The 25,968-nt window shown below is 48.7% G+C and carries 27 protein-coding genes and 2 tRNA genes; 21 read left to right on the forward strand and 8 right to left on the reverse strand.

Annotated elements, in window-relative coordinates; genetic code table 11:
* The first annotated feature begins 95 nt into the window (after nucleotides 1-95).
* The 10 genes from L9W92_RS03425 to L9W92_RS18780 all read left to right on the forward strand — a co-directional run bounded on the left by L9W92_RS03425 (nucleotide 96) and on the right by L9W92_RS18780 (nucleotide 8,978).
* Nucleotides 96-2,249 (forward strand): transglycosylase domain-containing protein, encoded by a 2,154-nt coding sequence (locus L9W92_RS03425; protein WP_240082340.1) that lies wholly within the window; start codon nucleotides 96-98, stop codon nucleotides 2,247-2,249.
* Nucleotides 2,250-2,368: 119 nt separating this feature from the next.
* Nucleotides 2,369-2,608 carry a hypothetical protein gene (locus L9W92_RS03430; protein WP_240082341.1) on the forward strand — a complete coding sequence of 80 codons (240 nt, stop codon included), beginning with the start codon at nucleotides 2,369-2,371 and terminating at the stop codon, nucleotides 2,606-2,608.
* Between the two features lie 8 nt (nucleotides 2,609-2,616).
* Nucleotides 2,617-3,633 (forward strand): nickel pincer cofactor-dependent isomerase, group 22, encoded by a 1,017-nt coding sequence (locus L9W92_RS03435; protein ID WP_240082342.1) that lies wholly within the window; start codon nucleotides 2,617-2,619, stop codon nucleotides 3,631-3,633.
* 114 nt (nucleotides 3,634-3,747) lie between these two features.
* On the forward strand, nucleotides 3,748-5,043 hold the full coding sequence (locus tag L9W92_RS03440) for a glutamate-5-semialdehyde dehydrogenase (RefSeq protein WP_240082343.1): 1,296 nt from the start codon (nucleotides 3,748-3,750) through the stop codon (nucleotides 5,041-5,043).
* A 15-nt stretch (nucleotides 5,044-5,058) separates the two neighbouring features.
* Nucleotides 5,059-5,847, forward strand: a complete 789-nt coding sequence (locus tag L9W92_RS03445; protein WP_240082344.1) for an enoyl-CoA hydratase/isomerase family protein — start codon at nucleotides 5,059-5,061, stop codon at nucleotides 5,845-5,847.
* Between the two features lie 6 nt (nucleotides 5,848-5,853).
* A complete protein-coding gene (locus L9W92_RS03450; RefSeq protein WP_240082345.1) occupies nucleotides 5,854-6,741 on the forward strand; it encodes an MBL fold metallo-hydrolase in 888 nt (295 codons plus the stop codon).
* Nucleotides 6,742-6,877: 136 nt separating this feature from the next.
* Nucleotides 6,878-8,359: a glutamate--tRNA ligase gene (gene gltX / locus L9W92_RS03455; RefSeq protein ID WP_240082346.1), complete on the forward strand. Its 1,482-nt coding sequence runs from the start codon at nucleotides 6,878-6,880 to the stop codon at nucleotides 8,357-8,359.
* 85 nt (nucleotides 8,360-8,444) lie between these two features.
* Nucleotides 8,445-8,518 (forward strand) — tRNA-Gln (locus L9W92_RS03460).
* Nucleotide 8,519: 1 nt separating this feature from the next.
* Nucleotides 8,520-8,594 (forward strand) — tRNA-Glu (locus L9W92_RS03465).
* Nucleotides 8,595-8,855: 261 nt separating this feature from the next.
* Nucleotides 8,856-8,978 (forward strand): hypothetical protein, encoded by a 123-nt coding sequence (locus tag L9W92_RS18780; protein ID WP_282442283.1) that lies wholly within the window; start codon nucleotides 8,856-8,858, stop codon nucleotides 8,976-8,978.
* Between the two features lie 177 nt (nucleotides 8,979-9,155).
* On the opposite strand, the gene L9W92_RS03470 is transcribed toward L9W92_RS18780, so the two are convergent.
* Nucleotides 9,156-9,302 (reverse strand): hypothetical protein, encoded by a 147-nt coding sequence (locus L9W92_RS03470; protein WP_240082347.1) that lies wholly within the window; start codon nucleotides 9,300-9,302, stop codon nucleotides 9,156-9,158.
* Nucleotides 9,303-9,627: 325 nt separating this feature from the next.
* On the opposite strand from L9W92_RS03470, the gene L9W92_RS03475 reads away from it, so the two are divergent.
* Nucleotides 9,628-10,110 (forward strand): DUF7670 domain-containing protein, encoded by a 483-nt coding sequence (locus tag L9W92_RS03475; RefSeq protein WP_240082348.1) that lies wholly within the window; start codon nucleotides 9,628-9,630, stop codon nucleotides 10,108-10,110.
* Nucleotides 10,111-10,147: 37 nt separating this feature from the next.
* Here the strand turns inward: L9W92_RS03475 and L9W92_RS03480 are convergent, their stop codons facing one another.
* The gene (locus L9W92_RS03480) at nucleotides 10,148-11,281 is read right to left on the reverse strand and encodes a radical SAM protein (protein WP_240082349.1); all 1,134 of its coding nucleotides are present in this window, start codon (nucleotides 11,279-11,281) and stop codon (nucleotides 10,148-10,150) included.
* A 162-nt stretch (nucleotides 11,282-11,443) separates the two neighbouring features.
* Here L9W92_RS03480 and L9W92_RS03485 point away from each other — a divergent pair, with 162 nt between their 5' ends.
* The 4 genes from L9W92_RS03485 to L9W92_RS03500 are packed head-to-tail and all read left to right on the forward strand — an operon-like array spanning nucleotide 11,444 to nucleotide 13,748.
* Nucleotides 11,444-11,797: a hypothetical protein gene (locus L9W92_RS03485; RefSeq protein ID WP_240082350.1), complete on the forward strand. Its 354-nt coding sequence runs from the start codon at nucleotides 11,444-11,446 to the stop codon at nucleotides 11,795-11,797.
* Nucleotides 11,790-12,650 (forward strand): CBS domain-containing protein, encoded by an 861-nt coding sequence (locus L9W92_RS03490; RefSeq protein ID WP_240082351.1) that lies wholly within the window; start codon nucleotides 11,790-11,792, stop codon nucleotides 12,648-12,650. The genes L9W92_RS03485 and L9W92_RS03490 overlap by 8 nt, the downstream gene beginning before the upstream one ends.
* Nucleotides 12,651-12,658: 8 nt before the next feature.
* The gene (locus L9W92_RS03495; RefSeq protein WP_240082352.1) at nucleotides 12,659-13,000 is read left to right on the forward strand and encodes a DRTGG domain-containing protein; all 342 of its coding nucleotides are present in this window, start codon (nucleotides 12,659-12,661) and stop codon (nucleotides 12,998-13,000) included.
* A gap of 4 nt (nucleotides 13,001-13,004) precedes the next feature.
* On the forward strand, nucleotides 13,005-13,748 hold the full coding sequence (locus L9W92_RS03500; RefSeq protein WP_240082353.1) for a PHP domain-containing protein: 744 nt from the start codon (nucleotides 13,005-13,007) through the stop codon (nucleotides 13,746-13,748).
* Nucleotides 13,749-13,795: 47 nt separating this feature from the next.
* Here L9W92_RS03500 and L9W92_RS03505 read toward each other — a convergent pair whose 3' ends face one another.
* Nucleotides 13,796-13,960: an asparagine synthase gene (locus L9W92_RS03505; protein WP_240082354.1), complete on the reverse strand. Its 165-nt coding sequence runs from the start codon at nucleotides 13,958-13,960 to the stop codon at nucleotides 13,796-13,798.
* A 163-nt stretch (nucleotides 13,961-14,123) separates the two neighbouring features.
* On the opposite strand from L9W92_RS03505, the gene rbr reads away from it, so the two are divergent.
* Nucleotides 14,124-14,657, forward strand: a complete 534-nt coding sequence (gene rbr, locus L9W92_RS03510) for a rubrerythrin (protein WP_240082355.1) — start codon at nucleotides 14,124-14,126, stop codon at nucleotides 14,655-14,657.
* A gap of 49 nt (nucleotides 14,658-14,706) precedes the next feature.
* Here the strand turns inward: rbr and L9W92_RS03515 are convergent, their stop codons facing one another.
* Nucleotides 14,707-15,297 carry an aldolase gene (locus L9W92_RS03515; protein ID WP_240082356.1) on the reverse strand — a complete coding sequence of 197 codons (591 nt, stop codon included), beginning with the start codon at nucleotides 15,295-15,297 and terminating at the stop codon, nucleotides 14,707-14,709.
* Complete coding sequence (locus L9W92_RS03520) at nucleotides 15,291-17,081, reverse strand: aldehyde ferredoxin oxidoreductase family protein (RefSeq protein WP_240082357.1); 1,791 nt, start codon at nucleotides 17,079-17,081, stop codon at nucleotides 15,291-15,293. The genes L9W92_RS03515 and L9W92_RS03520 overlap by 7 nt, the downstream gene beginning before the upstream one ends.
* 227 nt (nucleotides 17,082-17,308) lie before the next feature.
* Here L9W92_RS03520 and murI point away from each other — a divergent pair, with 227 nt between their 5' ends.
* The 5 genes from murI to fni all read left to right on the forward strand — a co-directional run bounded on the left by murI (nucleotide 17,309) and on the right by fni (nucleotide 22,933).
* Complete coding sequence (gene murI / locus L9W92_RS03525) at nucleotides 17,309-18,133, forward strand: glutamate racemase (protein ID WP_240082375.1); 825 nt, start codon at nucleotides 17,309-17,311, stop codon at nucleotides 18,131-18,133.
* A gap of 59 nt (nucleotides 18,134-18,192) precedes the next feature.
* Nucleotides 18,193-20,028: a polysaccharide deacetylase family protein gene (locus L9W92_RS03530; RefSeq protein ID WP_240082358.1), complete on the forward strand. Its 1,836-nt coding sequence runs from the start codon at nucleotides 18,193-18,195 to the stop codon at nucleotides 20,026-20,028.
* A gap of 111 nt (nucleotides 20,029-20,139) precedes the next feature.
* Nucleotides 20,140-21,234: a redox-regulated ATPase YchF gene (gene ychF, locus L9W92_RS03535; protein ID WP_376741770.1), complete on the forward strand. Its 1,095-nt coding sequence runs from the start codon at nucleotides 20,140-20,142 to the stop codon at nucleotides 21,232-21,234.
* Nucleotides 21,235-21,296: 62 nt separating this feature from the next.
* On the forward strand, nucleotides 21,297-21,824 hold the full coding sequence (locus tag L9W92_RS03540) for a ferredoxin domain-containing protein (protein WP_240082360.1): 528 nt from the start codon (nucleotides 21,297-21,299) through the stop codon (nucleotides 21,822-21,824).
* 5 nt (nucleotides 21,825-21,829) lie between these two features.
* Nucleotides 21,830-22,933 carry a type 2 isopentenyl-diphosphate Delta-isomerase gene (gene fni / locus L9W92_RS03545; protein ID WP_240082361.1) on the forward strand — a complete coding sequence of 368 codons (1,104 nt, stop codon included), beginning with the start codon at nucleotides 21,830-21,832 and terminating at the stop codon, nucleotides 22,931-22,933.
* A gap of 86 nt (nucleotides 22,934-23,019) precedes the next feature.
* Here fni and fbp read toward each other — a convergent pair whose 3' ends face one another.
* The 3 genes from fbp to L9W92_RS03560 form a co-directional block, all read right to left on the reverse strand.
* Nucleotides 23,020-24,111 (reverse strand): fructose-1,6-bisphosphate aldolase/phosphatase, encoded by a 1,092-nt coding sequence (gene fbp / locus L9W92_RS03550; protein ID WP_240082362.1) that lies wholly within the window; start codon nucleotides 24,109-24,111, stop codon nucleotides 23,020-23,022.
* A gap of 409 nt (nucleotides 24,112-24,520) precedes the next feature.
* On the reverse strand, nucleotides 24,521-25,351 hold the full coding sequence (locus L9W92_RS03555) for an arsenite methyltransferase (RefSeq protein WP_240082363.1): 831 nt from the start codon (nucleotides 25,349-25,351) through the stop codon (nucleotides 24,521-24,523).
* A gap of 51 nt (nucleotides 25,352-25,402) precedes the next feature.
* Nucleotides 25,403-25,654 (reverse strand): ArsR/SmtB family transcription factor, encoded by a 252-nt coding sequence (locus L9W92_RS03560; protein ID WP_312038056.1) that lies wholly within the window; start codon nucleotides 25,652-25,654, stop codon nucleotides 25,403-25,405.
* Nucleotides 25,655-25,968: the final 314 nt, after the last annotated feature.

Genomic DNA, 25,968 nt, shown 5'->3' on the forward strand with positions numbered 1-25,968 from the left:
ATATAATGTTTTATAAATAATCGCCCGCGTATATTGATAGAGGGTGTTATAATTATCATATATATATATTTTGGAAGCAGAGAGGTTCATACAGTATGGCCGGCAGTTGGCGAAACGCTGTTAAGGTAATTGCTTTTATTCCCGCCTTATTAATCCTGGCGCTCACACCGGTGCTAATTTGGGGCTACTGTTACGCGAACTGGGTTTTGGCCGGTTTCTCCAGTGCCAAAGCCTTGTCCACAGTATTTGACCAGAACTCTTTCCTGTATGATGAAAATGGCAACTTGATCTGTGAAATTCATGGTGAGATCAATCGTACGCCTGTTTCGTTGAGCCAGGTTCCTGAGCACGTTCAGAAAGCTTTTGTGGCGATTGAAGATGAAAGGTTCTACAGCCACAGCGGAGTAGATATCAAGGCTATTTTACGCGCGGCGTTCAGTTATTACCGATCAGGACGGATTACCGAGGGGGCCAGCACGATTACCCAGCAGGTTATTAAGCTTTACTTTTTGTCGCCGGAACAAACTCTGCGGCGAAAAGTAAGGGAAGCTATGCTGGCTCTGGAATTCGAAAGACGCTTTAACAAGGATGAGATTCTGGAGTTTTACTTGAATAGAGTGTACTTCGGTGAGGGCGCCTATGGCATTCAGAGCGCGTCAAAAGTTTATTTTAATAAAAATTCCTCTGAGCTCACGCTGGCGGAGGGCGCGCTGCTGGCCGCCCTGGTACAGGCGCCCAGCGCCAACGATCCTTATTTAAATCCGGAAAGCGCGCAGCGGCGGCGAAACGTAGTGCTGGAAAAAATGAGCGAACAGGGCTACATCCTTAAATCCCAAGGGCAGGAAACACAGCGGAAGCCTGTGGAATTAAACAGCGATGTGAGTCTGGAGAATTACCGATCTTATTTTCTCGATTATGTCATGGATGAAGCGGTTGGTGTAATCGGCAACGATAAGATATTTAAAGGCGGATTAAAAATATACACTACCCTGGAGCCAGAAATACAAAAGAAAGCCGAACAGGTGTGCGCGCGAACAGATTTATTCCCTTCTGAAAAAGTCGAAGCGGCTATAGCGATGGTAGAGAACGGCACAGGGGCGGTGAAAGCTGTAGTGGGAGGCAGGCAGTACGGGGTGAACCGCGGATTTAACCGGGCTACCCAGTTATCCAGACAGCCAGGATCAGCCTTTAAGCCGATTGCTGTCTACGCGCCGGCTTTTGAACTCGGTTACACCCCGGACTCGGTTATTTCGGACTCGCCGTTTAAAGTCGGCGGGTACGAGCCGCATAATTCCGGCGGCGGCTATTACGGGCCGATTACTATCCGTACAGCTGTGCAGTGGTCCCGCAATGTAGCCGCAGTCAGGCTGTTAAACCAAATTGGAGTGGACCGTGGTTTCGAAATGGCCGCGAAATTGGGCTTTGAGCTGGTGGAAGAGGACCGCTGCCTTCCTTTAGCCCTGGGCGGATTGACCAAGGGAGTATCCCCGCTGCAAATGGCCGGGGCATATGCTGCTTTCCCCAACGGAGGTGTTTTTATCAAGCCGTATTCGATTAAACACATCGAAGACTCGCAAGGGCAGACACTTTACCGTCATCCCCAGGGGACCCCGGTAATGAAAGCGTCCACAGCCGATTTCATTAAAGATGTTTTACGCGCGGTTGTAGAGGCGGGAACAGGAAACAGGGCGAAAATTCGCGGCGCGCAAGCGGCCGGGAAAACCGGCACCACCGAGCTGCCGGACACGGCAGAGTACCGTGGCTTGTCCGGCAACAAGGACGCGTGGTTTGTCGGCTTTACAGACCGGTACACCACCGCGGTATGGATGGGCTATGATGAGAGAAACATGGACAGACAACATTACCTGACTTCTTATGGCGGTAATCAGCCGGCAGAAATATTTCGCCTGGTGATGGCGGGTGTCATGGGCCTTGATGACAGGCCGGCGGGAGGATATGTTGTTCAGCCGCTAACTGAAGAACAAAAAGCTGAACAAAAGAAACCGGAAGAGAGCGATAAACAAGCTGAACAAAAAAAACAGGGTGATTCGATAAATCAGGTTAAGCCGGGCAAGCAAGGGGAAGAGAAAAAAGAAAATGAGGATACAAACAAACAACAAAATGATCCTGAGGGTAAAAGTAATTCCAATGATAATGAGGAGCAGAAAGATCCTGCAAAATCCGTGACGCCGGCGCCGCAGGATGAGGAGCAGAAGGCATTGAGTCAACCAGTTAAATCGTCTCCCTAAGTATAAAAGCCGTGCTTTCATTTACGAACAGCACGGCTTTATGCAGGGGGCAGAATTCAGGAATCAGAACGCCAGAGAAAATAAATTGCCTGAGATTGCTGAAATGAAGGAAACGGGTGATGTTGACATTGTTGGAACATCTTAATTTTGTTAGGATCAGACAGGTATTTCCCCTGCTGGAAGTTGACGATCCTCGCCAAAAAGCCTTGAAAGAAATGGAACGGATTAACCTTGGAGGAAAAATCAGGCCTGGCTGGCGGGTCGCCATTACGGCAGGGAGCCGGGGGATTAAAAATATCGGTGCCATCTTGAACGCCGTGGTGGAAGCGGTTAAAATAGCGGGGGCGGAGCATTCATAGTAGGCGCCATGGGCAGCCACGGCGGCGGTACGGCGGAGGGGCAAAAAGCTGTGTTGAGCAGTCTGGGCGTCACGCGGGAGCATTTGGGTTGTCCGGTATTGACCTCGGAGGAAGTGGTGGAGATAGGCGCTACTCCGGACGGGACAAGAGTTTTCTGTGACATTGACGCGTGGCGCGCCGACGGCATTATCGTCTGCAACAGGATAAAACCCCATACCACCTTTCACGGGCCGGTTGAGAGCGGTTTAATGAAAATGATGGCTGTCGGCCTGGGAAAAACAAAGGGCGCTGCTTGCTTCCACCGTCTGGGACCACGGCGGATGGCCCGGTCCCTGGTTGACATAGGCGAGGTTTTTACGCGCTCGGGAAAAATAATCGGCGCTGTCGGCATTGTTGAAAATGCTTACGAGGGCACTGCCATTATTGAGGCTGTTTCTCCGGACAGGCTGGCAGAGGTTGAAGAACGGTTGCTGTTAGAGGCTTACCGGCTGATGCCGCGCCTGCCGGTTGACCAGCTGGACTTTCTGATTGTCAGGCAAATGGGTAAGAATTTTAGCGGAACCGGAATGGACACCAATGTGATCGGGCGGTTGCGGATGGCCGGTGTACCGGAACCGGAAACGCCGTTTGTCGCCAGAATTGTCGTACTGGATTTAAGCGGGGCGTCCCACGGGAACGCCACCGGTGTGGGCCTGGCGGATATCACGACACAGCGTCTGGCCAATAAGATGGACTCCCGGAGCACTTACCTCAATTGTATCGCCAGCGGCAATATCCAGCGGGCCATGCTGCCGGTAATAATGTCTGACGACCGGGCTGCGATAGAAGCCGCGGTCCGCAGCCTTGCCGCGGATGAGCCGGTGAACCTGAAAGGAGCTGTGATAAACAACACCCTTGAAATGGAATATATGTGGGTTACCGGCAGCGTGGCAGGTGAGTTGAAGGGAAGGAGCGATATAGAGCTGATTGGAGCACCGCGCCGGTTGACCTTCAACGACGGATTGATGGCGCTTGAAGAGGATTAGTATTATATGATTTTCTTATGATAAAGTTAAGTATATAATATTAAGCGGGACGAGCCTGTTTGCTGTGTGATACGGAGTATTTCTGAAACTAAGCTTATTTAAGGAGATGTCAGTATGGAAATCAATGAAATTGCCCGCCAGGTTAAAGAAGCGTCCATACAGCTGGCTGCAATGAGCGCGGACCTGAAAAACAGGGCCTTGGAGCAAATAGCCGGCTCATTGATTGGCCGGCAGTCAGAAATTGTTAAAGCAAATGATGAAGACTTAAACCGGAGCGCGAAGGAAAACCTGCCGGAGCCCTTGTTGAAAAGGCTGAAGTTCGACGAAACAAAGATAGCGGATGTGGTTGACGGGATCAACAGCTTGATAAACCTGCCGGACCCGGTCGGCAAGACACTGCTTGCGACTGAACTGGACGAAGGGTTGGAGCTGTATAAAACCACTAGCCCGATCGGCGTCATTGGTGTGATATTTGAGTCCAGGCCCGACGCCCTGGTGCAGATTTCCACCCTTTGCCTGAAAAGCGGCAACTGCGTGCTGCTCAAAGGGGGCTCCGAGGCGAAAGAAACTAACCGCGTACTGGCGGATATCATTATCGACGCGACTAAAAAAGCGGGTATCCCGGCCGACTGGCTAAAACTCCTGGAAACCAGGGCGGAAGTCGATGAAATGTTGAAGCTGGATGAATATATTGACCTGATCATACCCAGAGGATCGAACGATTTTGTCAGGTATATCATGGACCACTCAAGAATCCCGGTCATGGGGCACGCGGACGGCATATGTCACTGCTATGTCGATGAAGATGCCGACCTGGAAATGGCGGTGAAAATTGTAGATGATTCCAAAACCCAGTATGTTGCCGTGTGTAATGCCGCGGAAACACTGCTGGTGCACGAAAAAGCCGCTCCCGGGTTTTTGCCCCTGCTGAAAGAAGCCCTGGACAAGAAACAGGTCGAAATAACCGGCTGCCCCAGGACAACAGAGATCATTCCGGCGTCTTTCGCCACGGAAGAAGACTGGGGGACGGAATACCTTGATTATAAACTTTCAATTAAAATAGTAAAAGATATTGATGAAGCGATAAATCATATTAATCATTATGGTTCCGGCCATACGGACAGCATTATTACCAGCAGCAAGGAGAAAGCGGCCAGGTTTATGGCGTTGGTGGATTCGGGGAATGTATTCTGGAATTGTTCCACACGGTTTAGCGACGGTTTTCGCTATGGTTTTGGCGCGGAAGTGGGGATCAGTACGAGTAAAATTCACGCCAGGGGTCCGGTAGGTCTGGACGGGCTGGTTATTTACAAATATAATTTGCTCGGAAATGGACACATAGTGGCGGAATACGCGGACAGAGAAAAAACATTCAAGCATAAAAGAATAAATAGAGAGTTTCCTTTTTAACAGGGGGTTGCAAGTTTGTACAATAATATTATTTTTAAAGTTAATGATGGTGTGGCTGACATTACCCTGAACAGGCCCGATGCCATGAACGCCTTAAACCATGATATAATAGCGGAGTTGGCCGAAGTTTTGCAGATTTGTCAAGGAGATAACACAGTGCGTGCGCTGGTAATTGCCGGTGCGGGTAAGGCGTTTTGCGCCGGCGGTGATGTGAAATGGATGCTCTCCGCCCGTGATGAGAACTGGAAGTCTGGTTTTGACAGTTTAGTGGACAGTTTTAATAAGGTTATTCTACTGATCAGAGATCTCGGGAAACCGGTCATTGCCGCAGTGAACGGATTTGCCAGCGGGGCCGGATTCAGCCTGGCGATGGCCTGTGATATCCGGATCATTAGTGATAAGGCTAAATTCAACCAGGCATATGTCAACCTGGGATTGACCCCTGACGGTGGCTCGACCTATTTCCTGACATTAATGCTGGGGGCCGCCCGGGTTATGGATTTAGTCTTTACCGGCAGGGTGATTGAGGCGAAAGAGGCACTGGCCCTGGGCCTGGCCAGTGAGTTGATCCCGGCTGAATCTTTAAACGAGAGAGTGAAACAATTGGCAGGACAATTTGCCAGTGGCCCTTCAATAGCCTTTAAACAGGCGAAAGCACTGATTAACGAAGCCCACAGGCGGACTCTGGAGGCGCAGCTTGACCTTGAGCGGGAGTCCATTGTCGGCGCGAGTTTAAGTAATGACTTTGAGGAAGGGCTGAAGGCTTTCGCAGAAAAAAGAGAGCCTGTCTTTAAGGGGAATTAATTTAACTTGAAAAGAATAAGCATCGCCGATGGCGTGGAATTCCTGGAAGCGCCCAAGCAGGAATCCTGGTTTATGAATAATGGTTTGTTGATTTCCGGTGAAGAAGTAATCATGATTGACGGCAGGTTTGGTGGTGAGGAAACTCTGGCTTTTATCCGGGAAAACAACGTAAGCCGCTATTTTATCTCTCATTTTCATATAGACCACGCCTCCGACGCCTGGCGGATCGCCGGAGAGACAGATTGCCGCCCGGCTTTGAACAGTACTGAATATCAATATCTTCAATCAAGTGAGAATATGTCGCGGGCAACGGGCTATGGCAAGGCGGGAGTGCACAGGCTGGTTGAAGAGATTCTTATGCCGAAAATGGGTTTGCAATACATCCCCAGCATAGATCCATATGAACTGAAGGATATTGAGGCTATTTCAAAAGGACAGTTGCTTGCTGTCCCCGCTCCGGGACATTCGCCCGGTCATTATTGCCTTTACGCCCCCCAGAGTAATTATCTTTACGCTTGTGACCTGGGGCTGGACCGCTTTGGCCCCTGGTATGGCTTCCCACACTGCAACCTGAACGATTTTCTGGCATCAATCAAAAAAGCGCGCGAATTGGGTGCCAAACAGCTCTTTTCCAGCCATAGCCCGGTTGTTCGTGAAAGAGTGGGGGAGGCTATTGACAGGATTGAAGCGATTATCGAAAGACGTCACGAAAAAGTATTAAACGCCTGGAACAAAGGGAAAAAAACAGTAAAGGAAATTGCCCAGGAAGGGATCTTTTTTCAGAGGACAGACGTCCATGGGAAAAGAGCTATTCCGGTAATGTCATATTGGCAAGAGTCAATGGTAAAATGCCACCTGGATTATGCCGGACTCCAGGCTGAAGATATTGAATAACAAAAAGCACCTTGGCTCTGTTAGGTTTCTGAAATAATTTGACAAGGTGCCGGCGATTTATGGCCGGCATCCTGTTGTTTCTTGACATCTTGTGGTAAACTCAATAAATGGGGTATTACCTACAGGAGGATTGAATATGGGCAAAATACGAGTAAGATTTGCGCCTAGTCCCACAGGCAACCTGCATATCGGGGGAGCCAGAACTGCTCTATTTAATTGGCTCTTTGCCCGTCACAACGGCGGCAAGCTGGTGCTGCGCATCGACGACACAGACACTGAACGCTCCACTGAAGCCTCACGCCAGCAGATTTTGTCCGCCCTCAAGTGGCTGGGGATTGACTGGGATGAGGGACCCGAAGTAGGAGGCCCCTATGCGCCTTATTACCAATCCCAGCGCTTCGACCTCTACAAAAAGTACACCGGGCAGTTGCTGGCTGAAGGGAAGGCTTATCGCTGCTACTGTACGCCAGAAGAACTGGATCTGCGGAGAAAAGAAGCGATGGCGGCGGGGAAGGCCCCGCGTTATGATGGACGCTGCCGAAGTCTGAACTCAGATGAGCGGAGCAGGTTTGAAGCCGAGGGGCGTAAGCCCGTAGTTAGATTGCAGATTCCCGACAGCGGTGAGACAGTGGTTCACGACTACTTCAGGGGAGATGTCTCCTTTGCTAACGAGTTTCTTGATGACTTTATCATCATAAAATCCAACGGTGTTCCAACATACAACTTTGCCACGGTTGCGGATGACTTAGAGATGAAAATTACCCATATCTTACGGGCCGAAGAGCATCTTTCCAATACCCCGCGGCAGGTCCTTGTCTACCAGGCTTTGGATAATCCTCCGCCTGTCTTCGCTCATGTCCCCATGATCCTGGCCCCGGACAGGAGCAAGCTCTCAAAGCGTCATGGCGCCACATCGGTGGAAGAGTTCAGGGATCAGGGTTACTTGCCCGAGGCTCTGGTGAACTATCTGGCCCTGCTCGGCTGGTCGCCCGGCAACGATGAGGAGATTCTGTCGCTGGAGGAGATGGTACGGCAATTCTCACTGGAACACGTAGGGAAGAACGCAGCCATCTACGACTTGAAAAAACTAACTTGGCTTAATGGACATTACCTGAACGAGGCCGGCCTGGAGCAGGTGACCGAACAGGTAATACCCATACTCAGAGGGCGAAAGTTGATTCCGGAGGAATTCTCCCATGACTTCTATCTCTATGTTAAAAATGTGGTAGACACTGTGCGCACTAGGGTTAAAACCATTAACGAGGTAGCGGATGCCTCCACCTACTTTTTTGATGATGAATATACTTACGACGAGAAGGGAGTTAAGAAATATTTCAGCAAACCAGGTGTGGCGGAGGTGCTGCGCAAAGCACGGCAGGTCCTGGAGCAATTGGAACCGTTTAACTTAAAAACAACTGAGGACGCCTACCGGCAATTAACAGAGGAACTGGAGATAAAAACAGGAGATCTCTTTCACCCGACCAGACTGGCCCTCTCCGGGCGGACAATGACTCCAGGTCTCTTTGATATTATTGTTACTATGGGGAAAGAGAAGACACTGCAGCGGCTGGACAGGGCTATCGCCTATATTGAGCGATTAGAGGCTGATGCTGTATAGTTTTGCTGTATGGTTTTTGCTTGCGTTACCACTGAACCTGTTATATAATAAATAAGTACGCTTGATAATGTAACAATAATAATGTTGCGGGATGGTGTAGTGGTAGCACAGGTGACTCTGGATCATCTAGCCTAGGTTCGAGCCCTGGTCCCGCAGCCATGGCCCTATCGTCTAGTGGTGAGGACATCACCCTCTCAAGGTGGAGACATGGGTTCGAATCCCGTTAGGGCTACCATGAATATTAATATAGTTGTCGGGCATCCGTGCCTAACAAGTGCCCAACAAAACTTTAAAATAGTCTAATGAAATATTTCTAATCAAGACCCATCTAAATCACAACTTAGATGGGTTTCCTGGGTATTACCATAATAGAGGAGTGCCAGAATAGCAACGCTGACGTATAACTTATGCCGCAGTCCGAATTTTGGTACTTACCAGTGATTAACACATTAATGAACTCCTGCATATTATATAAAAAACAATAGGAGTGATATAAATGGCATTTGGTGCAGGTGGTGCAGGTTGTGGCACTGGTTGCGGAACAGGTTTCGGTAACCCAGCGTTCATCATCTTCTTGATTCTGGTGCTGCTCGTCTGTGGCTGTGGCTTCTTTATTTAAAACTGAAAAACTTCCTAAATCTAAGATGCGTTTTATAGCCACTGGCTCTATTTGCCGGTGGTTATATTTTTAGAACCTCAGCATCGAACGCTTTGGTCCTCTTAAAAATGTTAATTAAGAAAGCCGTGGTATTATATATATATCACGGCTTTCCAGAAGAGACAATTCCGCAGTTCCTTATTTATTACCTTTTACTTCCAAAGCTGTTTGAAGGCTTTCTCTTAACCTGTCAATATCGACTTCACCGCAAATTATGAGAACAATACTATCCTCAATTTCAATACAGCAATTGCATTCTTTTTCCTTTTCATATTCGCATTCCATTTAAATTCCCTCCTTTTTGAAATAATTTTCTTTTCACCCTGATTTAAAATATATTATGCTACATGAGTAATAATGTTTAACTTTTTATGGAAAATATTTTATGCCGCGAGGTGACATCCGGAGTGATTTTTAGAGGAGGAGGCAGGCAGGCGCGAACTCTTTGGCCCGGCCTGTGTCGGAAGACATGCGCGGCCACGGTTGCATTGTTCTCTATCTTTTGCTATTAATATAATGGATGGGTTAATGTGGAGTATGCTTCCGGCGGGCTTGGGTTTTACAGGTTCTTTTGCACACGTTTTAGCAATAGGCGCTTGTGGTTGCTTCTTTGGCGCGGTTGCCGGAGTGGTTATTCACATCGGATGGAAATGCTTATGAGCTCTGTTATTTGCATGGTGATCTGACCCATGATGCTGCAAGTAAATCCTTACCGGCGGTGGTGAAGAAAATGAATGTTTCCAATAAAGCGAACAAATTTGCCGGGGTTTCAAGAGTGCTTGCCATTAGTTTTGTTTTATTTCTATCACTTTTTGCATTAGATGCGTTTTCAGGTGAAGCTCCATTTACTGAAAAATTAATAGGTTTCTTAATACACCTGATACCATCATTTATTTTCGTGATTCCTCTGATAATCTTTTGGAAAAGTCCAAGATTTTGCGGTCTGGCATATATTATTCTCAGCATATTATTTGTATTCTATTTTAGAACCTATAGGGATTTTGAATATTTTCTAATACTTTCGTTACCGCAATTTGTTGTGGGTGCATTATTTATTATTGCACATGTTTTTCAAAGGAGTAAATCAACTTAGGCTGACCAGCCCAAAAAGGGATAATAAGATTTATTCGTTAGATTACCTGATTTTTCAGGTAAGACAAGGTTGCCTGGTATTTGCCCTCTTTTTCCAGCCTGTCAAGCGCGGCGGCAACCCTGGCATATTGTGACGGATCACGCATGTCGTCCAGCACCCGGTAAACCCCCCAGCGTTTACCAAGGATGAAGTTTTGTTTTTCCCTTTCCGGCAAGGCGAGAAAACGGTCTATTGTTGCCAGCATGGCAGGCTTATCTGCCGGCAGCTTGCCTTGAACCTCTTCCAGCAAATTCATTGAGTGGTCGCTGACCAGATTGCTTTGAATACCGTCGAGATGTTCAATGAACAGCTTTTCGCCGGTAAGCACTTCTGCCTCGGTTTCTTCCTCGAACTCACCGTTTTGCACTTTTTGGCTCAGCGGTGTGCCTTCCGCTACTGTCAGGCTGCGCAAACGGATGAAATCGGGGTTGATCATGTTCAGCACTCTGGCCGTTTCAAGCGCGTGTTCCCTGGCCCACTGTTTGCCTCCCATGCCTAAAATAACATACTCTGAAAGAGATATGCCTGATTGCTTTACCCGCCTGCCGGCCTCAATATGCTGCTGCGCGGTGGCGCCTTTGTTGATTAGTTTAAGCACCTCGTCCGACCCTGACTCCATACCCACGTGGATGCGTGATAAGCCTGCTTGTTTCAGCGCCGTCAGTTCCTCCACGCTCTTGCGCGCCAGTGTGCTCGACCGGGCGTAAGTTGTGACACGTTCAATTGAAGGCAGGCGTTCTTTCAGGTATTTTAGAATTTCCACCACGTCGGCAGTTTTCATGACCAGTGAATTGGCGTCCTGCAAAAACACCGTCTTGCCGCCGTTATGCAGCCAGGAAGCGACGTGGAACAATTGATAATCCCCGGAATTATATAACTTTATCAGCATATCAAGGTTCAGCAAGCCGCCGAACCCGCTTTTCCGGGATATCTCCCGCACCGACCGGCACAATTTAACTACCGTGTCAATGTCATTCTTAATTTCTTCCACGCTGCGCCGCGAAAAAGTCTCTCCCTTGTATGACCTGCAGAAAGCGCACTTGTTCCATGGGCAGTTGCGGGTAAGCCTGAGCAAAAGGCTGGCTGCTTCACTGGGAGGCCTGATCGGGCCTTGTTCAAAAGATAAAGCCATATTTCATTCACCTTTTATTTACGAATTATCCGGTAACCAATATATAAACATTATAACTGTTTTTTTCATGAAAAAACAGTTACCCATACCTCAGTTTCTTCGCTTAAAAGAGAAGAAATATGATACTATAATAGAGGACCAGAAAATTAAAGAAGGTGGTTTGTGTTGACGCTTTCGGAAATAAAGAAAGTGTTGGAAGCAACTTGTTTTACCCGTCACTGCCTGGAGGATAAAGAAGTTGACACGGCATGCGGCGCTGATTTGTTGAGCGACGTCCTGGCTCATAGAAAGGAGAAGACCGTTCTTCTTACAGGGTTGATTAACCCCCAGGTAATTCGCACAGCGGAAATAATTGATTTGATTGGCGTGATATTTGTCCGTGGCAAAGTGCCTTCCCAGGAAATAATTGATTTGGCCGAGGCGAAGGATATTCCCATTCTATGCACCGCATACCCGATGTATGAATCTTGCGGTCTTCTCTACAAAGCTGGTTTAGGAGTGATTTCCAATGTATGACAAGCAGCCCTTGCCCAGAGTACAGGATGTTATGACAAGGGATGTTATCTCTATTGCCCCCGATTTAACTGTACGGCAGGCCAAAGACCTGATGCGCGATAAAGGCATTTCCGGCATGCCGGTTGTTGACCGGGAAAATGCTCTTTTAGGTGTTATCAGTGTGGCCGATATCATTCAGGCTATGGAAAATAATAACTTAAACGCTTTTGTCTCGGAAGTCATGACGGTGAACCCAATATTTTTACACGAGCAGGATACGGTCGGGTATGCTCTGCAAGCATGCCGCCGGTATAAATATGGGAGATTCCCCGTTATTGATGAGCAAGCAAAGGTTGTGGGGGTTTTAACAGTCGGTGATATTGTAACCCGGTTGGCTCAGTTGTTAAGAATTGATCAGGTGGATGAACCTGACGAAATAAAAGAGCCCAAGGATTTTACGACGCGAATATATGAATGCTCGATCCAAAGTATGAATTTTGACCTGGCAGGTCTAGCGGCCAGTAACATCAAAAAAATGCTTACCGGATTAGGGTTGAAAGGTACAACTGTCCGGCGCGCCGCAATCGCGGCTTATGATGCTGAAATGAATGTGGTGATTCATGCCTATGAAGGAAAGCTGTCAGCCAAGGTAACACCCCACGATATAACCATTACTGTAGAAGACAGCGGTCCAGGTATTAAAGACGTTTCTTTGGCCATGCAGCCAGGTTATTCCACCGCTTCTGACCGGATTAGAGAAATGGGTTTCGGAGCGGGTATGGGACTGCCCAACATAAAAAAATCAGCAGACGAATTTACTATAGAATCTACTCCCAAAGGGACTACATTAGTAATAAAAATTTTCATTGACTGAGGTGTTTTATGAAGCTGGTGAATTTATTAAAGGAATTGGACGCCGCCCTGTTGACACCGGATGGGATTGATCCGTCCCTGGAAGCAACCGGCTGCTACTGTGGAGACTTATTAAGCAATGTCATAGCTCGCGCTAAAACAGGCGATATCTGGCTAACCATCCAAACCCACCAAAATATCATCGCCGTCGCAGTGCTTGTAAATATACATTGCATTATATTGGTTGAAGGTAATTTACCTCAGGATGATACCTTGCTCAAAGCGAAAAAAGAAGGGATAGTAATTTTGAGTACTCAAGAAACGGCCTATCAAGTGGCCGGACGTTTATACACACTGGGCTTGGGCAGGTGAAGATATGCGGGAGTGGGTGATAGACCTGCATGTTCATACCATCCTGTCACCCTGCGCGAGTGACGAAATGGTGCCTCCCCGTGTTCTGCACAGGATCAAACAGCTTGGTATTGATGTGATAGCGATAACCGACCATAACTCGGCGGAAAATGTCGCTGCCTTTATGGCAAAAGGCAGAGAGATGGGAATAGGGGTTCTGCCTGGTATGGAAGTGCAAACCAGGGAAGACATCCATATGGTTTGTCTTTTTGACACTTTGGAGCAGGTGCTTGCCTGGCAAAATATAGTTTACGGTCACTTGCCTGACCGGAAAAACAAGAAAGATAGTTTCGGGGAGCAATGGGTTGTCGATTCCGAAGGAAATAAAGTTAGTGAAGTGGAAAGGCTGCTTCTGATGGGGACAGACCTTACCTTGGAGGAAGTTGTCAATGGCGTTCATCATTTGGGAGGGCTTTGCATAGCGGCCCATATTGACCGGAAAGCTTTCAGCTTATGGGGAAACCTGGGCTTTATCCCGGAGGATCTGCCGATAGACGGTGTGGAATTGACCCCCCATCTGCCGCGCAACCAGACGCAACTTAACCAACTAATAAAAAGGGGCTTTTATTATCTCATCTCATCAGATGCTCACTGGTTGGACGGCTTATTTCCTCCCCAGTGCTTTGCAGCTATGGATTCATGCAACACCAAAGCATTACGATCGGCCTTATTGAAGAAAGACGGCTGTTATATCCGCACCATCCGCTAGGGTTACAATGAAGAGAGAGGAGTGTGCACTCCTCTCCAAAACTCTCATTATTCCGGCGGGTGTTCGATCATGTCTATGGCGCCAAGGAGAATATGCGCCAGGCCAAATCCGGCTACTCCCCATCCGAACACGGGATTTGCTTTGCGCAACGCAAGTCCTGCAGTGGTAACGGCGGTACCAAGGACAGTCGGAATCAATCCTTCGCGTGGCAATAGAATTCCCCCTTTTCTGAGAGTTAATAATATTTTTGGGGAAATGGCCGCATTATATGTCTGTAAATATATGTTTTGTTTTTTGTAAGGGTTGTTTAAGAGGATTTTTAAATTCAAGATTGAACATAATAATTTATGTTTTCCTATAAAGGAGGGTTTAACCATGGAACTAAAAGGCAGTAGAACAGAAGCTAATCTGATGGCCGCATTTGCCGGCGAATCGCAAGCCCGCAACAAGTACTCGTATTTTGCGAGTGCCGCTAAAAAAGAGGGTTACGAACAAATATCGGCTATCTTCTTAGAGACCGCGGATAATGAGAAAGAGCATGCGAAAAGAATATTAAAGTTCCTCAATGGCATCGGCAATACAGAAAAGAATCTTCAAGCGGCGGCTGAAGGGGAGAATTACGAATGGACCTCGATGTATAAAGAATTTGAAGCCGTTGCCAGGGAAGAGGGCTTTACTGAAATCGCAAATTTCTTTGGTTCTGTGGCGACAGTTGAAAAGGAGCATGAGAAGCGTTACCTGGCTCTGCTGGAAAATCTCAGGAATGGAAAAGTGTTCCGTAAAGATCAGGAAGTGGCCTGGAAGTGCCGGAACTGTGGACATGTTTTCACCGGCAAGGAGCCTCCGGAGATTTGTCCCACTTGCGCCCATCCACGCGCTTATTTCGAGGTCAGGTGCGAAGGCTATTAGAGATTTGTTTGAGAATAATTGTCCCGCCGGTCGTTTCCGGCGGGATGTTTTACCACTCTTTGTATTCATCCGGTCGTTTGTCTTTCAGCGCACCTTTCAAGGTGCGGGTGATATGGATAATCCGGCAGATGTTCTCCAGGCTGGAGGTCCACTGGTAAGCTTCCTCCAATAATTGTCCGGTGGCGAAACTCCCGTGCCCGCGGACCATTACAATTTTATATTCTTTTAAAAGACCGGGCAGTTTTTCCTCCAGTTCCTGGGAGCCGATGGTGTGCTCCGCGCTCAGGACGGGAATTTTGTGCAACAGGTAAGCGCCTTCAGAGTCCAGCGGGATGATTTCTTCTTCCAGGAGGGATAAGGCAATGGCATGAACCGGGTGGGCATGCACAATGGCCAGAGCGGCGGTTTCTTTGTAGATAGCGCGGTGCACCCTGATCTCTGTGGAGGCCAGGACAATATTGCCGTCGTTTTTATGCAGTCCTGTTTCGATAATATCCCGTTCCATCAGATGACCGAGCATAGCCCCTCTTCTGGTGATGAAGACGCGGTCACCGCAGCGCACACTCAGATTGCCGCTGTGTGAGCTGTTTAGCCCGGCCAGAAAAAGGTCCCGCCCGAAGGTTTGAAATTCCTTTAACATTTAAAGTCCTCCAATCGCAATTCCCGCAGTTTTTCCGGTGCAGGAACACCGGATTCGTTCCACCCCCTGAAACGGTAGTATTCTTCAAGCATGGGCTTAAGCTCAACCACTTTTCCACTGGACGGTCCCTCTTGAATGGGCTCCTCCAGCAACCTGGGTGGCAAGGTGTCGCAAGAGCGGTCAAAACCGGCCCGCAGGTTATACAAGCGCTCCAAATTCCAGATTCTTTCGCCGGTCCGGTGCAGGTCCTGAGTTTGGTAATCCACACCGGTGACAGCGGATAATATCCTGGTGAAATACTCTTCGGAGACAGCCAGATTGACAAAACCGCAGGCAATCAGGCTGTCAACGGCCGCGCTGATATTCTGCTGATTGATGGTCAGCCCGGCTTTGCCTCTGGTGCTGAACCGGTCCACCATTTTGGGCACGCCCAGCGTCTCCGGCCCGGCCATATATGCCGGCAGGCGGCAGCCGCCCTGGTTTGAGGTGGCAAGGCCCAGCCCCATCCCCTGCAGACCGCGCGGGTCGTAAGCAGTCAGCTCCAGTCCCTTTACCTGCATGGCGTACTGGCCGGAACCGCACCTTTCAGCCAGGCGGCGTGAGCCTTCAGCCAGCAAGTTTCCGCTGCCTTCCCGGTATGCTATTTGTTTGATGGCCTGGAGCAGCCCTGTGGTGTCTCCAAAAGAGAGCCCGGTATTAAATATCCCTTTTTCCGCAAGCTCCATGGCGCAGCCGATGGTTACACCGGTGGATACGGCGTCCAGGCCCAGTTGATTGCAGAGATGATTGGCCTCGATAATTGTATCCAGGTCACCGATCCCGCATTCCGGACCCAGCGCCCAGATTGATTCATATTCCGGCCCCAAGATGGTTCCTGTTTTCGTTTTTAGCAGTCTGGCACACTGAACCGGGCAGCCGTAACAGCTTTTACGGCCTGTGGTCATGTGCTCGGCAATGGTCTCGCCGGAGATGTTTGCCACGCCAGGATATTGTGAATCCTGGAAATTACGGGTTGGAAATACACCCAGTTCGTTAAAAAGGCTGACCAGGACCGGAGTGCCGAATTCCGGCAGCCCCTGGGAGGTGATCGGGTTGGCCTTGAGCCACTTGCCGGCTTCGTAGAGCATGAAATCGAGTTTTTCTTTGTTGGCGATTTCCACCTTCCGCGAACCTTGTGTGGTGACGGCCTTCAATTTCTTCGCCCCCATTACCGCGCCTAAACCGCCCCGCCCCGTGTAGTGTCCGTCATTTATCACGGAGGCGAATTTTACCAGATTCTCCCCGGCCGGTCCGATACAAGCCACGCTTGTGTCATGCCCCAGTATGTCTTTAAGCCTGTCGTTTGTTTCGTAAACACCAGCGCCCCAGAGTTTAGCCGCTTCGTGCAGCGACGCCTTACCTTCCGATATAGTCAGGTAAACCGGTTCAGATGAAGCGCCTTCGATAATGAGTATGTCATAGCCGCTCTTTTTTAACCGTACACCCCATCTGCCACCGGCGTCCGTATCCAGGATAGTGCCGGTGAGAGGCGACTTGGCCGAAGTGCAGAAGCGACCGGCGCCGGGAACTCCGGCCCCTGTCAGCGGGCCGGTCGCGAAAACCAGTTTGTTCTCTTCTCCGAGCGGGTCGCAGTCGGCCGGCACTTCCCCGGCAATTGTCCAGGCCCCCAGTCCGCGGCCGCCAATCCAGTCTGAAAGAACTTTTTTTTCGATTTTTTTCTCAGTGATTACGCCGGTGCTTAAATTAACCCGGAGCATCTTGCCGAACCAGCCGCCAAAACCCATTATCATAAGCCCCCCAGACATATACATATATATGATAGATTATTTCTCCTAAGGGTGAATATTTCCTTTTTGAAGTTATCCTTATATTTTAACTTATCTTCATGCTAATATTATTATTTAAAACAAAGGAATTCGAACAAATCAAAAAATGCTGGTATAATATTACGGATAGGCTAATGCCTTATCTCAATATTGTCATGTGCGTTATAAATGAGGTTATGTCTGTGATGATTAATGAAAGGCCAATTGGACTTTTTGACTCCGGAATGGGAGGGCTTTCGGTGATGCAGGAGGTGCGCCGTTTGCTGCCGGCGGAAGACCTGCTGTATTTTGCCGACTCGGCTTACTGCCCTTACGGTTCCAAACCGCCGGAGATGATTCGCGCCCGGGTTTTCGCTATCGGTGATTTCCTGATCTCAAGAGGTGTAAAGTTGATTGTTATTGCCAGCAACACTACCACAGTTGCCGGCCTTGACGCAGCGCGGAAACGTTTCCATATACCCGTCGTCGGGGTTGAGCCGGCTGTAAAACCGGCCGTTTCGGTTACCCGCAACGGTAATATCGGCGTGCTCGCCACGGGTGTCACTCTGGCGGGCGAACGGTTCAGCCACCTGTTGGAAAGGTTTGGGGACGGTGTGAACGTATATACTCAACCGTGTCCGGGATTAGTGGAGCTTGTTGAGACGGGGATGCATGAAAGCCTTGAAGCGGAGGCTTTAGTCAGCCGTTACCTGGACCCTCTGCTGGCAAGGGAAGTTGATACGATTGTGCTCGGTTGCACCCATTATCCTTTCTTGCGTCCACTGCTGGAAAAGCTGGCCGGTTCAGGGGTGAGGGTTATAGACACCGGCGCGGCGGTTGCCAGACAGGTAGCGCGTATTTTAGAAGAAAAGGGGTTGGCGGCAAAAAAGAAAACGCCGGGCAGGGAGAGTTTTTTTACCAGCGGGGATCCTTCAGCAGTTGAGCCGGTAGTCCGCTTTTTGTGGGGGAATCCCGAATTAGCGGTAAAGCGGTGGGTTCTCCATAAACCATCACATATTTTACAGTTGTAGCCGCATGGAGTAAAATAAGTAATGACGGGTTTATATCACAACTTGGATAGAAGAAGGACATGAACATTAAAAAATATATCAGTATATTGATTGTTATTAGCTTGTTTACTTCTTTACCGGTCTTAACGCTTCTCCTTCACGCATCCAGCGCTGAACAGTCCGGGGTTGTTCAAGTAGGCCTATTGGTCGGTGACCGCGAGTCTGAACAGGGAAAGTTGATCCTGTCGGCTTACGAGCAGTTATTGAAGGAAGAAGGTTTTCCGTATCAGGTTGTTTCGCCGGGCGACGTAGCCGGATTTGGCGGCGCAGGTCTTCAAGAACGCTTTGAGGCGCTGCTGGTGCCGGAATTCGTCAATTCGTCCATGCCGCCTGATGTTGCGGAAGTCATTAACTCTTACGTAAGGGAGCACGGTGGACAGGTTCTCCTCGTATTTGACCCGGCCACAAAGGATTTAGGAAATACACAAGACCAGGCTCCGCGGTTGGCCAATCTGGCCGGGGTCAGGTATTTCATGCCCGCGCCCGGGGGGCAGGGTTCTACCTACCTGGGTTATTGGTATTTTACTTCCGCGGATAAGGGGCGGGAGTGGGGGATTTCCCCGGGCAAGCTGGAGAAGGATAACGCGGTAAGCAGCTACTCTTACGGAAAAGTGCAGTTTGAGCATTCCTGGGCAGTAAATGATGATGCTCAGATAGTTGCTTACGACAGCGGTGAGGATTTTAAAAATCCCGTTATTACAGAGAAATCTTATGAGAGCGGGGGCGCGGCGGTATATGTAAACATACCCCTGGGAAAATGCAAGCTGCGTTCAGACGACCTGACGCTCAGGTCGGTGCTGCGGACTTTCCTGATTCGTTACGCTAAAGTGCCACGGCTGGTGAACAGCCCCGGCGGGAAGGGCGGTATGGTTTTTAACCTGCACATCTGCAGCGGCGCTTACTTCCGGGCACTGATGGTAATGATGATGCAGGGCTTATTCCAGAAAGACGTTCCTTTATCCATTCACATAACGGCCGGTCCTGATACCTACAAGCTTGGAGACGGCGCGGGGTTTTTTGCGGAGAACAAATTCAAGGGCAAGCCCGTTTTGGAAGTGCTGCAGAACTACGGGGAAATCGGCTCGCATGGCGGCTGGGCGCATAACTTCTTCGCTTATAATTTGCAATATATGCCGGTGCAGAAAGCCGTGCAGCTTATTAAATGGAATTTTGACGCCCTGGAGGGGGTAACCGGCAGAAAAGTCCGGGAGTACAGCGATCCCGGCGGCAACCATCCGTTGTGGATAGATTCGTATATCGAAGGACTTGGGGTAAACTCCTACTATCATGCCGGCGATTCCGGCTCCAGCCCGACTCACCCCCGCTTTGACGGGAAATATGCCGGGCAGACGATGTGGGCGTTTCCCATTTCACCCTACCGGGAATTCGCTTGCTTTGAAGAGATGGAAAGAGGTCGCGTGCCTTCCGGGGAAGTAAAAAAGTGGCTGGCAGACTTGGTTGATTTCGCGGCCGAAGAAAGAACGATCCGGATGGTTTATAGTCACCCGTCCGATACCCGTTTCGGTTTGGAAGCCATCCGGGCTCTTGAAGAGAAAGCCCTGGCGGAACAGAATAACGGCAGGATTACTATTGCGCCGATGAGCTGGTTCGCTGATTTTTTAAACCGCAACGCCCGGACTCGCCTGCAGGTAAAGAAACAAGAAAGCGGCAATTATATCATCGCTCTGGAAAACCCTGAAGGGTTGGAAGATGTCACCGTGGCCGTCTATGTCGGTGATGGCCGGGAGTATGTTGTCCGGGGGGGTAATGTAAAAAGTGTACAGGAAGAAGGATGGCTTTATCTGACCGTCACTGCAAACCGTCAAAAAAAACACATTGAGGTGCGCTTTGATTAAACATAATCCGCACGGCTTGACGGGAATCGGCCGCTAAGTGCCGCCCAGCTTTAAAAAAACAGGTTTGTAAAACACCTGGTAAGATGATAAACTACTATTTAGGTGATGAACATGAGTTTGAACTGCGGTCTGGTTGGACTGCCTATGGTAGGAAAGACCACAATATTTAATTTGCTTACGGGGGCAGGTTTGGAAACCTCCAATTTTCTAACGGGAAAGACGGAAACCAACGTGGGAACAGCTAGAGTGCCGGACGGCAGAGTAGATTACTTAAGCAATTTGTATCAGCCCCGCAAAACTACTTACGCTCAAATTCAGTTTAGCGACGTGCCGGGTTTGGTGCGCGGCTCCAGTCAGGGCCAAGGAGTCGGCAACCAGTTCTTGAACACGATCCGGAACGTGGACATGCTTGCTCATGTAGTCAGAGCATTTGTTAATCCCGATCTCCCGCATGTGGATGGCGATCTCGATCCTTTGCGGGATGTTGAGACAATAAATATGGAACTCCTATTTGCCGATATGGATATAATTGAAAAAAGAATCGAGAGAATCAAAGGGGGAAAAAAGGTAAAAAAAGAAAACGCGCAGGAGCTTGAAATCTTAGAAAAATGTCTTGACGGGCTGGAAAATGAAATACCTATCGGCCGGGTGGAATTAACTGACGAAGAAAGACTCGTATTGAAAAATTTCAGCTTTTTGACTGAGAAACCATTATTGCTGGTTGTCAACACAGATGAACAGCAGTTTAAGACGAAGTCTTACCCGGGACGGGACGATTTAGAAGCTTATGCCGCCGGGCACGGCCTCCGTGTGCTGGAGATTTGCGGCAGAATTGAAATGGAGATTAGCATGTTGCCGGACGAAGACAAAGAAATGTTTTTAACCGACCTTGGTATTACCGAGTCGGGAATAGACCGTTTAGCGCGGGCGGCATATGATTATCTCGGGCTGATTTCATTTTTTACTGTTGGAGACGATGAAGTAAAAGCGTGGACGATAAAGAAGGAAACAGATGCCAAACGGGCCGCCGGTAAAATTCACTCCGACCTGGAGCGGGGTTTCATTAAAGCGGAAGTGGTGAAGTACCGTGATTTAGTGGATTTAGGGAATATGGGCAGAGTAAAGGAAAAGGGACTGTACCGCCTTGAAGGCAAGGAATATGTAGTGGAAGACGGTGACGTGATTAATTTCAGGTTTAATGTTTAGGTAATGTTGCGGGGCGGTTTACTGCCCCTTTTTATTTTTTGTAATCCTGGGGGTAATTCATATTGAAGGATACCATGCTGATGGTTGCCGACCTGATGGCCCTTTCCGCATGCACGGCGCCCAAAACACTGGGGCAGGATTTTGTCCGGGCGAAGGTGGTGTCGGGCAGTGAACTGGACATCCTGGCCGATGCCATGGATAGTTACGGCAAGGAAAAAGGGCTTGTGAACTACGACCGTGACGCGGAAAATATCCGACGTTCCAGCGCAATGGTGTTCCTTTTTTTGGAGCAGCCGGAACCCGCCGGGTTAAACTGCGGGAATTGCGGGCTTGACAAGTGTCCTAATAAAAACGCGGTGGGAGAGAATGATTCCGTACAATATCAGTGCGTATGGCGTGTATTGGACCTTGGCATCGCTTTGGGGTCGGCGGCCAAAACGGCCGGCATGCTGAACGCCGACAACCGTATCATGGGGCGTCCCGGTACGGTTGCTAAAAAAATAGGCATGGTTCAGGGAGAAATGGTTATCGGTATTCCAATATCCGCTGCCAGTAAAAATATATACTTTGACCGGCCTGAAAAGAAGTAGCATATATGCTGATAAGTTCCGCAATACTGGTACCGGCTGCCCGGGAGGTAACCAAGATACAAAGACAAAAACGCAAACTGGATCACATAGAATACGCCCTGAGACATAGCAGGCCGGAAGTCTCCAACGGCTTCGAGGACATCCGTTTAATTAATGATTCCCTGCCTGGTTTTAGTTTGAGTGATGTTGACCCGACTTGCGTCTTTTTGGGTAAGAGACTTGCAGCGCCATTGTTGATCAATGCTATAACCGGCGGGCACCCGGCAGTGGCGGGCATTAACAAAAGTCTGGCCAGGGCGGCGCGGCAAACAGGTGTGGCGATGGCGGTGGGATCGCAGATGGCCGGGCTGGAAAACCCAAAGTTGAGGCAAACTTACGAGGTGGCGCGCCAGGAAAACCCCGACGGTGTTCTCCTGGCCAACCTGAGCGCCGGGGCGCCGCCTGAACAAGCTGCGGCGGCGGTGGAGATGATTTCAGCCGACGGGCTGCAGCTTTATTTGAATGTTCCGCAGGAACTGGCGATGCAGGAAGGAGACAGACGCTTTAACGGAGTGGTAGATAATATTAAAAAGGTGACCTCCGCTCTTAATTCTCCGGTAATTGTCAAGGAAGTGGGATTCGGCCTTTCCAGAGAGTCCGTATCCGCCATTTACGCCGCCGGTGTCCGGCATGTGGACGTGGGGGGGCAGGGAGGCACCAACTTTATTGAAATTGAAAACATGCGTTCCGGTAAAATAAACAGCGCGGATATACGAAACTGGGGAATTCCCACAGCGGTCAGCTTGTTGGAAGGACTTAGCCTGGGGCTGCCTGTTTTCATGATCGCTTCCGGGGGTTTGGAAACCGGCGTCGATGTGGCTAAAGCCGCGGCGCTGGGTGCCGGTTTGGCCGGGATGTCAAGGATTTTTTTGAAAGAGTTGATGGACCATTCGGAAGAAGGACTAATAAATAAAATATCCGGGATAATTGATGAGCTGCGTCTGGTCATGCTGATGTCCGGGGCGAAGAATCTGGCGCAACTGGCGAAAAAACCAGTGCTCATAACAGGGCCCGTGGCGGAGTGGGCGCAAAGAAGAGGTATTGATATTGACAAATACGCCAGGAGATAGATAGTGCAATAAGATAGATAGTCATTATGAAAATGAAAAAGCCGGGTAATAGTAAACCCGGCTTTAACTTATTAATCATTTGGTTGCTATACTTTTTCAAAACGATCTTTTAGACGTTTGCTCACGCTAGGCATAGTGGTGTATTCCATTTCATCCAGATGCAGGCGGTGCGGTTCAAACGGCCCCATGCTGCGCATGTAGTTAGCTATTTCGTTGGCTTTTTGTCTGGCGAGGTCATAGGCTACATCAGCAAAGAAGTCCTGTGGTCCATGCAGTTTACCGTCGTTTAACTGGAATCCCAGGGCTACTACTCTGGGCGGCCCGTCAAAACGCGTGGGTGTCGAGGCATCAACGGAAACCGGCATCAGCGGGCCGCTGTGTGAGCCCCTCATCCATCCCGAAACCAAGTGAGGGTTGGCAAATGGCTCAAGCGCCTCGCCCACAGCCGGTAAACCGCTCTGACACCGTACAATTAATACCGGATCATCTTTGCCCACATAACGCCCGGCCATCAGGTTCAGACGCTGGGTGCTGGAGGTGGCCGCTATTTCATTGGTGCCTTTTTGATAAACCGATTTAATGCAATAACGCCCGGGAGCGCCGATGAATACCAGCATGTCGTACATCTCCTCAGGACAAGAGAAAGTCACCTTTTTGTGATCAATCAAGTCGCGTACTTCGAATAAAAAGCCCTGGTGCATTGACGGATCAATAATCAGCCCAATGGTGTTAAACGGGTCCGCAAACATTTTGTAAACAGGAAAGTTCCAAGCGCCGGGTTCGGTTTTATCGGCCATGTAAACAATTACAGGTTCGCTTGCGCGCTCCTCAAATTCCATTTCCGCCACGCCCGGGCCCATGCCTTTGACATTTCCCGAAAAAGAGTCCGCCAGCAAGTCCTGTCCGGCTCCGTATAATTTTAGTTTTTTAGCTACTGCGGTGCAGGACAAGAACGTATTCCAGGCCAGTTGGTGTATCTCACCGTTGTTCTTGCCCAATTCGTGTGTCATAATTAAATTAATATCGTCACCCACATGAGTTACGTGGTAATCTATCAAGAGAGGACTCCCTGCCAGAATGCCCCCGGCTGTTTCCAAGCATTCAGGGTGAACGTTCGAGTGACCTACGAAGCCGCCAATATCAGCTTTGATAACAGACAGTGTAATCTTCTTACCCATTTGTTTACCTCCTAAAAGTTTATATGCTATATAATTCTATACTATGAGGGATTTCCCTGCATAATTCTAGTTATTTTTTTAATTAATATGGAAATGTGTTATCTTTTATATTCTATTATTATTAATATGTGTTATGCTATTTGAATATAGTTAGAATTTTTTTAATATTATGCAAAAAGCGCCCCTTTATTGGAGCGCTCTAATTTATTTGATGAATTTGGAATTTTAACTGATTTTTATTGAAGTTAGTATGACGTTTCTAGTGAAGCAGACTGCACCGGAACCAAGAACAGGGCCTATGTATAAGGCGGTAATCCGAACTTTACGTGGCGATTTCCCCGTTTGTATAACCATGAATTAAGATTTAATAAAGTTTTCCCGGGTAAATCTGCTTTCGGTTAACGACTAGTCATTTGAGATGTTTTTTGGCTCTTATGAACGCGCTGACAATTGAATCTTTAAGTTGCTCCTTCTCGGCTTGGGATAAGCTTAACAGTAAAGTTTGCATTTTTTCATCTGTAAGGTCGTATTCACGGGTAGTCTCTATTTCAACGTTTTCAAAACCAGCCGCGGTTAGCTTATCTTGATATTCCCGGTCTAACAGCGCTCCAGCCACACATCCGGCCCAGGCCAGCATATCGTGCTGCACCTTCTCCGGAAGGTGTTTCCGCAAGACAATGTCGGACACGGCAAATCTCCCGCCCGGTTTCAGCACCCTGAAAGCTTCCTTTAGAACTTTGTCTTTGTCGCCGGAAAGGTTAATAACGCAGTTGGATATAATTACATCCACCGAATTGTCCGGTAAAGGTATTTCCTCGATATGCCCCTTCAGGAACTCGGCATTGGTTATACCTGATTTTTGCTGGTTGGATTGCGCTGCCGCGAGCATTTCGTCGGTCATATCCAGCCCGTAAGCTTTTCCGTTCGGTCCAACCCTTTTGGCGGAGAGCAACACGTCCAATCCGGCGCCGCTACCCAGATCAAGGACAACCTCACCGGGATTTAATTCCGCTAAAGCTGTTGGATTACCACAGCCAAAGGAGGTGGCGATCAGGTCGGGGTCCAGCCCCTCAATATCGTTGATCGAATAGAGTCCTTGAGTTATGAGACTTGTTGCGTTGCTCAAGGTGTCGCCGCAGCAGCCGCCGATCTCCGTAATGCCGCCCCCGCAGCACCCGCCGGTTTTGCTGGCAATCGCCTCTGAGTATTTTTGCTTAACGACTTCACGAATGTCTTCCAAAAAATAACGCCTCCTTAAATATCAATTTTCTGATGTCAAGGCTAAAAAATACTATAACTTAAAATCCATCCCCAATCGAGTGACATAGTCTTTAAGTGTTTCAGTGTTTAGAGAATAATACTTCCATTTACCGAATGGTTTTTCAGTAACAAGCCCCGCTTCGGTTAACTCCTTCATATGGTACGAAACCCTTGATTGGATCATGCCGAACTCAGCCATGATCTCACAATTGCAAACCCCTTCGGTAGAAGAAGAACAGCATTGCGGTCCTTCACGGCTGTATTGGTTCACCAGCAGCAGCATTATTTTATAACGTATCGGCTCACTTAAGGCTTTGGAAATTTTGACGGGCTCTAGCATGAAATTATCATATCAAATAATTTTGATATATGCAACTGCTTGGGATTTAAATATTAATTTTAGATTTCAATGTATTGGGGGAAAATTATTTAGGGAAACACAGGGCTGAATAGTCCAGGCCAAATAGGTACTAGTAGTTTGTTAACTCTTAAACTGTGGATAAAGCCGCTTTAATTTGGTTCTTGCTTCAGCGGTCGTAAATTGCCAGTCAACACCTTTTTGATTTCTATTTCTTGCGGTTTCCCAAACTGCCAGTT

This window comes from Pelotomaculum terephthalicicum JT (genome assembly GCF_022410535.1).
GTDB lineage: Bacteria > Bacillota > Desulfotomaculia > Desulfotomaculales > Pelotomaculaceae > Pelotomaculum_D > Pelotomaculum_D terephthalicicum.

Excerpts from the sequence above, each read along its gene's own strand:
- fbp (WP_240082362.1), bottom strand. The coding sequence starts at position 24,111 with ATGGGTAAGAAGATTACACTGTCTGTTATCAAAGCTGATATTGGCGGC.
- ychF (WP_376741770.1), top strand. The coding sequence starts at position 20,140 with ATGAGTTTGAACTGCGGTCTGGTTGGACTGCCTATGGTAGGAAAGACC.
- L9W92_RS03490 (WP_240082351.1), top strand. The coding sequence starts at position 11,790 with ATGTATGACAAGCAGCCCTTGCCCAGAGTACAGGATGTTATGACAAGG.
- L9W92_RS03530 (WP_240082358.1), top strand. The coding sequence starts at position 18,193 with ATGAACATTAAAAAATATATCAGTATATTGATTGTTATTAGCTTGTTT.
- rbr (WP_240082355.1), top strand. The coding sequence starts at position 14,124 with ATGGAACTAAAAGGCAGTAGAACAGAAGCTAATCTGATGGCCGCATTT.
- L9W92_RS03515 (WP_240082356.1), bottom strand. The coding sequence starts at position 15,297 with ATGTTAAAGGAATTTCAAACCTTCGGGCGGGACCTTTTTCTGGCCGGG.
- L9W92_RS03425 (WP_240082340.1), top strand. The coding sequence starts at position 96 with ATGGCCGGCAGTTGGCGAAACGCTGTTAAGGTAATTGCTTTTATTCCC.
- L9W92_RS03435 (WP_240082342.1), top strand. The coding sequence starts at position 2,617 with ATGGGCAGCCACGGCGGCGGTACGGCGGAGGGGCAAAAAGCTGTGTTG.
- L9W92_RS03480 (WP_240082349.1), bottom strand. The coding sequence starts at position 11,281 with ATGGCTTTATCTTTTGAACAAGGCCCGATCAGGCCTCCCAGTGAAGCA.
- L9W92_RS03440 (WP_240082343.1), top strand. The coding sequence starts at position 3,748 with ATGGAAATCAATGAAATTGCCCGCCAGGTTAAAGAAGCGTCCATACAG.
- L9W92_RS03430 (WP_240082341.1), top strand. The coding sequence starts at position 2,369 with ATGTTGACATTGTTGGAACATCTTAATTTTGTTAGGATCAGACAGGTA.
- murI (WP_240082375.1), top strand. The coding sequence starts at position 17,309 with ATGATTAATGAAAGGCCAATTGGACTTTTTGACTCCGGAATGGGAGGG.
- L9W92_RS03500 (WP_240082353.1), top strand. The coding sequence starts at position 13,005 with ATGCGGGAGTGGGTGATAGACCTGCATGTTCATACCATCCTGTCACCC.
- L9W92_RS03520 (WP_240082357.1), bottom strand. The coding sequence starts at position 17,081 with ATGGGTTTTGGCGGCTGGTTCGGCAAGATGCTCCGGGTTAATTTAAGC.
- L9W92_RS03495 (WP_240082352.1), top strand. The coding sequence starts at position 12,659 with ATGAAGCTGGTGAATTTATTAAAGGAATTGGACGCCGCCCTGTTGACA.
- L9W92_RS03470 (WP_240082347.1), bottom strand. The coding sequence starts at position 9,302 with ATGGAATGCGAATATGAAAAGGAAAAAGAATGCAATTGCTGTATTGAA.
- L9W92_RS18780 (WP_282442283.1), top strand. The coding sequence starts at position 8,856 with ATGGCATTTGGTGCAGGTGGTGCAGGTTGTGGCACTGGTTGCGGAACA.
- gltX (WP_240082346.1), top strand. The coding sequence starts at position 6,878 with ATGGGCAAAATACGAGTAAGATTTGCGCCTAGTCCCACAGGCAACCTG.
- L9W92_RS03560 (WP_312038056.1), bottom strand. The coding sequence starts at position 25,654 with ATGCTGCTGCTGGTGAACCAATACAGCCGTGAAGGACCGCAATGCTGT.
- fni (WP_240082361.1), top strand. The coding sequence starts at position 21,830 with ATGCTGATAAGTTCCGCAATACTGGTACCGGCTGCCCGGGAGGTAACC.